Below are 8,421 nucleotides of genomic sequence, written 5' to 3'. Positions count from 1 at the left end.
GTAGAGCAATTGTCCTTTTTTTAAAGCCTACTTTTTTAAAGCAGATAAAATTAAAATATAAAAAACTGATTTTCAATTTAATAAGAAATAAAAAAGTCCGATTTTAGTTTTTATCGGACATTAATGGTTTTAAATTTTTTTATTTCTTTAATATCCAATCCATAATTCGAAAAGTATTTTTAGCATTGATTTCTTATTATACGCTCTGATTATATTTCCTCTTCATAAACTCTTCCTAAAAATTTCCCTTTAAAGAGCTTTTTCCCTACCTTTGCACCAATGAAAAAGAAAGTAGCCATACTAAATTTGTATTTAATGTCGGCAGTGTTGTTCACAATACTGTTTCAGTCATTGCATAGCTATCAGTATTTAGTGGCTGATGATGTTGAGGAAACCGAAGTGTGTCATCATTCTCACGATGGTGTTTCGCATCAACATTCGGAAGAGAGCTGTTCCATCTGTGATTTTCATTTTTGGTTTTACATCCAACCGGAAGTTTTAACCTATCGATTTGATTTACCGATTAAACCTGTTCCGTATTTATATCAGGAGCAAGCATTAATTTCTTCTTTTTCAGGTTCCCTTTTTTCGCATCGCGGACCACCGCAAACCGTTTAAAATCTTAGAAACAAAAAACAGTCATTTGCTACAAAATAGTAATGACTTCTTGTGTTTTATATTTTGAACCGGAAAAATGCGATACTTTTTTATCCTTTTCTTCTTGTTGTGGTTTGGATTTTCGAGCTATGGTCAATTCACGTTAAGTGGAAAAATCACCAACGAAAAAAACCAACCGCTAACCGGAAGTCACATTCATACCAAATACCTGAATACCGCCAGTAATCCAATTGGCGAATTCGAAATCAACGGTTTGCCCAAAGGCGAATTGCGGGTGTATATTTCCTATTTGGGCTATGCAACTTGTGATACGTTAGTGGATATGACCGAAGATGTCGTGCTGAATGTGCAATTGAAACCTTCCGAAACCACTTTGGAAGAAATCACAGTGAAGCAAAAAGTTTCGCAAATAAGCAACAGTTTATCCGAACAGCAAATTTCTAAAGAATCGATGGAGCGAAACAGTTCCAAAACCTTAGCAGAAGCGTTGAAAGAAGTTGCCGGAGTTTCACTTTTAAGAACCGGAACGAGTATTGTAAAACCGGTTATTAACGGTTTGCACAGCAGTCGAGTTCCCATTTTTTCCAATCAAGTTCGCTTGGAAGACCAACAATGGGGAACGGAACACGCTCCGAATTTTGACTTGAACGCTGCAGGAAAAATTTCAGTTGTCAAAGGTGCTTCGGGTTTGCAATACAGTGGCGATGCGGTGGGCGGAATGGTAATTATCGAATCAATTAGTGTGAAACAAGATACGTTGTTTGGTAAAACGATTGTCAGCGGTTCATCCAACGGTCGTGGCGGAACAATAAGTTCGAGTATTCACAAAGGAAATTCGGAAGGTTGGCGATGGAATGCGTTGGGAACATTGACCTATTTTGGTGATCGCGAAGCTCCGGATTACGTTTTATCCAATTCCGGAAACCGCGAACTGAATTTTTCAGGTGATGTTTCGTATGTGAAAGAAAACTATGAACTCTCTGCGTTTTACAGTTTGTATAATGCTACTATTGGCATTTTGAGTGCTTCGCATATTGGTAATGTAACCGATTTGTATAATTCCATCAACAATCAAATTCCGTACAGAATTGATGATTTTACGTATTCGATTGAACAACCAAGACAAGCCATTCAGCATCATTTATTTAAGTTCAATTATTTGCAAAAATTGGATGAAAGCAGTTCGATTTCTACTTTTTATTCGCTTCAATTCAACAACCGAAATGAATTTGATATTCGTAGAGGAGGAAATGTCAACAAATCGGATTTGGATTTGGAACTGACCACTCATTCTCTTCAATCGGATTATAAAAAAGAGTGGGAACGATTTACGTTGAAAACCGGAATCAGCGGATTATTTCAAAATAATTTTGCCAATCCAAGAACCGGTGTGCGACCTTTGATTCCGACTTATTTTCGGTTTGATGGAAGTTGGTATGGCATCGGAACGTATGAAATCAAAGAAGATTTGATTGTAGATGGTGGAATTCGGTATGATTTTTCAACCATCGAAGCCACCAAATATTATTTGAAATCGCGATGGGATGAAAGAGGCTATCAAGCTGATTTTGTTGATATTATTGTAGGCGAATTTGCCGATCAATGGTTGACCAAACCGCAGTTTACTTTTCATAACGTTTCGGCGAGTTTAGGTATACGAAAAGATTTTCAGTCGGATTGGAAATGGTTGAACAACTTGAGCTTATCCAACAGAAATCCGAATCCATCTGAATTTTTCTCCGATGGTTTGCATCATTCCACCGGGCAAATTGAGTTGGGCGATTTACGTTTAAAGAAAGAAGAATCGCTTAAATTTTCTTCCTCTTTATCCAAAAACGTAAAATCCTTTTCAATGGAAATCAATCCGTTTTTGCATTACATCTCCAATTTTATGTATTTGCGACCGATTGGGTTTGAAACGACAATTCGAGGAGCTTTCCCCGTATGGGAATTTCAACAAACCAATGCTCGGTTAGTCGGACTTGATTTTCATTCGCAGTGGAATATTTCATCCAATTGGCAACATAAAATTTCCTTTGCTTATGTAAACGGAGAAGATTTATCAAAAAAACAGCCTTTGATTGATATGCCGCCGATGACGATTTCAAACTCAATTCAGTACAAAAAACCGGAATGGAATGGTTTGGTTCTAGAACTTCAATCCGAATCAGTGTTTCGCCAAAACCGTTATCCCAACTTTAATTTTGAAACCGATATCATTGTTGATGGCGAGTTTGTTACAGTTTTGGTAGACATCAGTACGCCACCAAAAGCGTATCAATTGTTCCATTTTTATTCGGAAATGAAACTCAAAACGTTCAAAAAACTGGATACAACAATCGCTTTTTCAGTTCAAAATATTTTAAACACAAACTACCGTGACTACTTAAATCGCCAACGTTTTTTTGTTGATGAAATGGGTAGAAACATTCAATTACAATTAAAATTTAATTATTAAAAAACACAAAAATGAAAAATTTAAAAATGATGGCTTTGGCCTTAACAGCAATCTTCACTTTCAATTCGTGCAGCAACGACGATTCTCCGGTGGTGGAAGAAGAATTAATCACAACCTTAACCGCAACATTTGTGGGTGGCGGACAAACCATCACATTAACTTCACGAGATGCTGATGGCGATGGCCCAAATGCACCGGTAATTACCGTAAGTGGAAATTTTGCCGCTTCAACCACTTATTCCGGTTCTGTTCAGTTTTTGAATGAGTTGGTAAATCCTGCTGAAAATATCACTGAAGAAATTGAAGAGAAAGATTTGGAACACCAAGTGTTTTATCAAATTCCAAACAGTTTAGGAAACTTCACCTATTCGGATTTGGATACTGAAGGAAATCCACTTGGATTAGAATTTACCTTTACAACAGGAGCAAATCCTGAAACAGGAATAATCACAATTACTCTAAGACATTTACCAAACAAAAATGCCGATGGTGTTTCAGATGGCAACATTAGTAATGCCGGTGGTTCAACCGATGTTGAGGTTTCTTTTCCTATCGTTATAATCTAAATTTATTAAAAAATTATCTTTTCCAACCAAACCCTACAAACGCTAGGGTTTGGTTTTTTTATTTCATTTTGTGAATTTTATAAAGTATTTTTTATTAATTTAGATATTTTATTACATTTTCTAACCAAAAAATACAATAACTTATGAATTCACAATTTACCAAACTGATGCGAATTCTGCTGGGAGCTATCCTGGTTGTATTCGGACTAAACAAGTTTTTAAAATTTATTCCGGCTCCTGAATTACCGGAAAATGCAGCTGATTTTATTAATTCGTTAGCTTCAACCGGTTACGTTTTACAAGTGGTTGGCGTAATTGAGATTTTGATTGGACTTCTGCTGCTTTTAAATAAATGGGTGGCTTTTGCCTTAGTTGTTTTAGTTCCGATTTCGGTAAACATTTTATTATTTCATTTGTTTTTAGATATACCGGGAATTAGCGGAGCTCTTTTGGTAGCCATTTTTAATGGAATTTTGATGTATAAACTGTGGCCAAAATACAAGCCTCTATTTAACTAAAATTAACATTCCGGTTGATTATATTTGTACATATCAATCAATTCAAAAGAATGAAAAAATCTATTTCAGCATTTGCAATTGTTTGTGTAATTAGTATGAATGCACAAACAAACTCTTCTATTCAATATCCTGAAACAAAAAAAGGTGACGTAAAAGACACCTATTTTGGTACGGAAGTAAACGACCCTTATCGTTGGTTGGAAGACGACCGCTCCAAGGAAACAGAAGATTGGGTAAAAACCCAAAATGAAGTGACGTTTAAATTTTTAAACACCATTCCTTATCGTAATCAAATTAAAGAACGATTGGAGAAACTTTGGAATTACGAGCGTATTTCGGCACCGTTTAAAGAGGGGAATTATACCTATTTCTACAAAAATAATGGTTTGCAAAATCAATCGGTTTTATACCGAAAAGACAAATCCGGTAAAGAGGAAATTTTTCTAGACCCTAATACATTTGCGGCGGACGGAACAACTTCTTTAGCGAATTTAGAATTTTCAAAAGATGGTTCTTTGGTCGCTTATTCTACTTCCGAAGCCGGTAGTGATTGGAACAAAATTATCATTATGGATGCGGTTTCTAAAAAAGTGTTGGGACAACCCATTGTTGATGTAAAATTCAGTGGCATTTCTTGGTTAGGGAATGATGGTTTCTTTTATTCCAGTTATGACAAACCTGAGGGTAGCGAACTTTCTGCTAAAACCGATCAACATAAATTGTATTACCACAAATTAGGAACTTCTCAAAAAGAAGACAAAGTCATTTTTGGACTAAATGAAAAGAGACGTTATGTGGGTGGTGGTGTTTCTGAAGACCAACAATACTTGATTATCACGGCGGCTAACTCTACAACCGGAAATGAGTTATACATTAAAGATTTAAGTAATCCAAACAGTAAGTTAGAAACGATTGTAGATAATTTCAATAGTAATAATTACATTATTGATAATGTTGGTTCAAAATTATACATCGTAACGAACTTGAATGCTCCCAACCAAAAAATTGTAACAGTGGATGCGAAAAACGCCAAGCCTGAAAATTGGAAAGACTTCATTCCTCAGACAGATTATGTTTTGTCTCCATCTACAGGTGGCGGTTATATTTTTGCCAACTATATGAAAGACGCCATTTCACAAGTTGTTCAATATGATTATGAAGGAAGAGCTATACGTGAAGTAAAATTACCTGGAGTTGGTTCTGCCGGAGGTTTCGGTGGGAAAAAGACGGAAAAAGAATTATACTTTAGTTTTTCAAATTATGTAACACCCGGAACGATTTATTCCTTTGATCCAAAAACCGGAACATCAAAAGAATACCAAAAACCGAAAGTAGATTTCAATTCTGCTGATTACGAAAGTAAACAAGTATTTTATACTTCTAAAGACGGCACAAAAATTCCGATGATTATTACCCATAAAAAAGGAATAAAATTGGATGGTAAAAACCCTACCATTCTTTATGGATATGGCGGATTCAATGTAAGCTTAACGCCAAGTTTCAGTATTACCAATGCTGTTTGGATGGAAAATGGCGGAATTTATGCGGTGGCTAATTTACGTGGAGGCGGAGAATACGGTAAAAAATGGCATGATGCCGGAACGCAAATGAAAAAGCAAAACGTATTTGACGATTTTATTGCTGCCGGCGAATATTTGATCGCTCAAAAATATACGTCATCTGATTATTTAGCCATCCGTGGTGGATCAAATGGAGGATTATTGGTGGGAGCGGTAATGACGCAACGTCCGGATTTAGCAAAAGTCGCATTACCAGCGGTAGGCGTGTTAGACATGTTACGTTACCATACTTTTACAGCAGGAGCGGGATGGGCGTATGACTACGGAACAGCCAACGACAATAAAGAAATGTTTGATTATTTGAAAAATTATTCTCCTGTTCACAATGTAAAAAAAGGAGTAAAATACCCTGCTACTTTAGTGACAACCGGAGATCATGATGATAGAGTTGTTCCTGCACACAGTTTTAAATTTGCTGCCGAGTTGCAAGATAAACAATCGGGAGAAAATCCTGTTTTGATACGAATTGATGTAAATGCCGGACATGGTGCCGGAAAACCAATTTCTAAAACCATTGAGGAAAATGCCGATATACAAGCATTTACGTTGTTTAATATGGGGATTAAGAAAATCTAGCTTTCAACATTTTTTTTCATATAACGATTAAGAAATTAAGGTTCATTAAGTCAAACTTCTTAATGAACCTTAATTTTTTAATGATTTAATACTATTTGATTCTAATACTCAATCTTTCCCAAATAACTCATTTGTCTAACAATTTTATTCTTTCTACGATTGATGTAATTCGAAGAATTAGTCGCTTTAAATTTTCTCGGATTAGGAAGAATTGCAGCAATTCCGGCAGCTTCACGTGGAGTCAAGTTAATCGCGTCTTTTCGATACCATACGCGTGATGCTTCTTGTGCTCCATACACGCCGTTACCCATTTCAATACTATTTAAATAGACTTCCATGATGCGTTCTTTTCCCCAAATCAATTCGATTAAAACGGTGAAATAGGCTTCCAAACCTTTACGTAAATAACTTCTTCCTTGCCATAGAAAAACGTTTTTGGCTGTTTGCTGCGAAATGGTACTTCCACCTCGTAATTTTTTTCCTTTTTTGTTAGCTTCCATTGCTTTTTCAATCGCTTCAAAATCAAAACCATTGTGGGTTAAAAAATTACCGTCTTCACTGGCTATTACGGCTTTTTGCAGATTAATCGAAATTTCTTCTATCGGCACCCAATCGTGACTGCAAATCATTTCTTTGCCTTCCTTTTTTTGTTCGATGGCTCTAATTCCCATTAAAGGCGTAAACGGAATCGGAACAAATTTGAACAGAATAACTAAAAAAATAGAAATTCCAAAAAACCACAAAATTGCTTTCCAAAGGAAGCGAACTATTTTTCTTATCATAGATTAATCAATTAAATCTGCTAATTCTTTACCCACCAAACTACCAATGGCTACACCCATTCCGCCAAGACGAACACCACAAAAAACATTTTCGCTCAACTGTTTCACGATGGGTTTTTTATGATTGCCAACGCCCATAATTCCGCTCCAGCGGTGTTCAATTTCAAATGATTGGTTGGGCAAAATTACTTCTTTTAGCAATTGCTCCAACTTATTTTGAATAATTTCTGTTTGAGCTAATGCTGTTGTCGTCTCGCCTTCAAAATCTAAATTTCTTCCTCCGCCTAGTAGTATTCTATTTTCAAAATTTCTAAAATAATAATAGCCTTTATCCAAATGAAACGTTCCTCTAATATCAAGATTCGGAATGGGTTTTGTAATCAGAACTTGAGCTCTTGCCGGTTTTACTTCACCATTGGTCAGTTCTTTCGCAAATCCGTTTGTGGCAAAAAACAATTTTTTGGTTGGAAAGGAAAAATCATATAACACAACTTCTACAACATTATTTTTTTCAATAAACGAAGAAACAGTTTGTTGATTTAAAATTAAAATATTCTGGTGAACCACTAATTTCAATAGCTTTTGCATCATGTTTCCGGTATCAATCTGAGCTTCATACGGATTAAAAAGTACATATTCTTGTATTCCCTGAAAAGCAAATCGATCCACTTCTTTTGAAAAAACGTCATTTTTAAACAACGGTTTTAATAAATCATTGATAAAAGGAAGCTTCTGTAAACATTGTTCATACGTAGATTCATCTTCTTTCAAAAACAATTCAAATCCGCCAAAAGGTTTCAAATCTAACGCTTCATCACCAATTCGCTTGCGAAGTAATTGTAATCCTTCCCATCTTTTTTGGACCAATTGGAATACTTCTTCTTCTGTATGTGTTCGCAAATCGTCCAAGATTTCAGAAACGGAACCAAAGCAGGCAAATCCGGCATTTTTCGTACTCGCTCCTTGCGGAAGAACACCTTTTTCGAGCACTAAAATTTTAGCAGAAGGAAATTTTTCTCGCAATTCAAGAGCACAATGTAATCCTACGATTCCACTACCCACAATAGTGAAATCTACATTTGTAAACCAATTTTTAAGTTCCCAAAAACTTAATTGCATCTGTTTGAAAATTTTTCATAAATGTACTTTTTATTTTTTTTGTTAGAAAATATTTTCCAAAAGACATATTGTTTATTGATTATACTCGATTGTAAAAACTAAATTTTAACAAATGTGTTGTTAATATGACAATGTGTTAAATGTAAAATTTTAAAATTGTTAATAAATTAGTAGATTCATCCATTAACGGCATAAAAATAATTT

At 35.4% G+C, this 8,421-nt stretch carries 7 protein-coding genes; 5 read left to right on the top strand and 2 right to left on the bottom strand.

Features of this window, described 5'->3' with window-relative positions; translation table 11 throughout:
* Positions 1 to 279: 279 nt before the first annotated feature.
* From ACIQ0M_RS08870 to ACIQ0M_RS08850, 5 genes are all read left to right on the top strand, one after another.
* Complete coding sequence (locus ACIQ0M_RS08870; protein WP_396151490.1) at positions 280 to 618, top strand: hypothetical protein; 339 nt, start codon at positions 280 to 282, stop codon at positions 616 to 618.
* A gap of 76 nt (positions 619 to 694) precedes the next feature.
* Positions 695 to 3,076, top strand: a complete 2,382-nt coding sequence (locus ACIQ0M_RS08865; protein WP_396151489.1) for a TonB-dependent receptor — start codon at positions 695 to 697, stop codon at positions 3,074 to 3,076.
* A gap of 11 nt (positions 3,077 to 3,087) precedes the next feature.
* A complete protein-coding gene (locus tag ACIQ0M_RS08860) occupies positions 3,088 to 3,642 on the top strand; it encodes a type 1 periplasmic binding fold superfamily protein (RefSeq protein WP_396151488.1) in 555 nt (184 codons plus the stop codon).
* Between the two features lie 143 nt (positions 3,643 to 3,785).
* Positions 3,786 to 4,160: a DoxX family membrane protein gene (locus ACIQ0M_RS08855; RefSeq protein ID WP_396151487.1), complete on the top strand. Its 375-nt coding sequence runs from the start codon at positions 3,786 to 3,788 to the stop codon at positions 4,158 to 4,160.
* A gap of 95 nt (positions 4,161 to 4,255) precedes the next feature.
* The gene (locus ACIQ0M_RS08850) at positions 4,256 to 6,316 is read left to right on the top strand and encodes a prolyl oligopeptidase family protein (RefSeq protein WP_396151492.1); all 2,061 of its coding nucleotides are present in this window, start codon (positions 4,256 to 4,258) and stop codon (positions 6,314 to 6,316) included.
* A gap of 101 nt (positions 6,317 to 6,417) precedes the next feature.
* Here the strand turns inward: ACIQ0M_RS08850 and mtgA are convergent, their stop codons facing one another.
* Positions 6,418 to 7,098 (bottom strand): monofunctional biosynthetic peptidoglycan transglycosylase, encoded by a 681-nt coding sequence (gene mtgA, locus ACIQ0M_RS08845; protein ID WP_396151486.1) that lies wholly within the window; start codon positions 7,096 to 7,098, stop codon positions 6,418 to 6,420.
* Positions 7,099 to 7,101: 3 nt separating this feature from the next.
* The gene (locus tag ACIQ0M_RS08840; protein ID WP_396151485.1) at positions 7,102 to 8,217 is read right to left on the bottom strand and encodes an NAD(P)/FAD-dependent oxidoreductase; all 1,116 of its coding nucleotides are present in this window, start codon (positions 8,215 to 8,217) and stop codon (positions 7,102 to 7,104) included.
* Positions 8,218 to 8,421 lie beyond the last annotated feature (204 nt).

The organism is Flavobacterium sp. (assembly GCF_044339515.1).
Lineage (GTDB): Bacteria > Bacteroidota > Bacteroidia > Flavobacteriales > Flavobacteriaceae > Flavobacterium.
This window is presented reverse-complemented; position numbering and strand designations above follow the sequence as displayed.

Bases quoted from the DNA above. Each gene is read 5' to 3' on its own strand.
- ACIQ0M_RS08870 (WP_396151490.1), top strand. From the start codon at position 280: ATGAAAAAGAAAGTAGCCATACTAAATTTGTATTTAATGTCGGCAGTG.
- ACIQ0M_RS08865 (WP_396151489.1), top strand. From the start codon at position 695: ATGCGATACTTTTTTATCCTTTTCTTCTTGTTGTGGTTTGGATTTTCG.
- ACIQ0M_RS08860 (WP_396151488.1), top strand. From the start codon at position 3,088: ATGAAAAATTTAAAAATGATGGCTTTGGCCTTAACAGCAATCTTCACT.
- ACIQ0M_RS08855 (WP_396151487.1), top strand. From the start codon at position 3,786: ATGAATTCACAATTTACCAAACTGATGCGAATTCTGCTGGGAGCTATC.
- ACIQ0M_RS08850 (WP_396151492.1), top strand. From the start codon at position 4,256: ATGAATGCACAAACAAACTCTTCTATTCAATATCCTGAAACAAAAAAA.
- mtgA (WP_396151486.1), bottom strand. From the start codon at position 7,098: ATGATAAGAAAAATAGTTCGCTTCCTTTGGAAAGCAATTTTGTGGTTT.
- ACIQ0M_RS08840 (WP_396151485.1), bottom strand. From the start codon at position 8,217: ATGCAATTAAGTTTTTGGGAACTTAAAAATTGGTTTACAAATGTAGAT.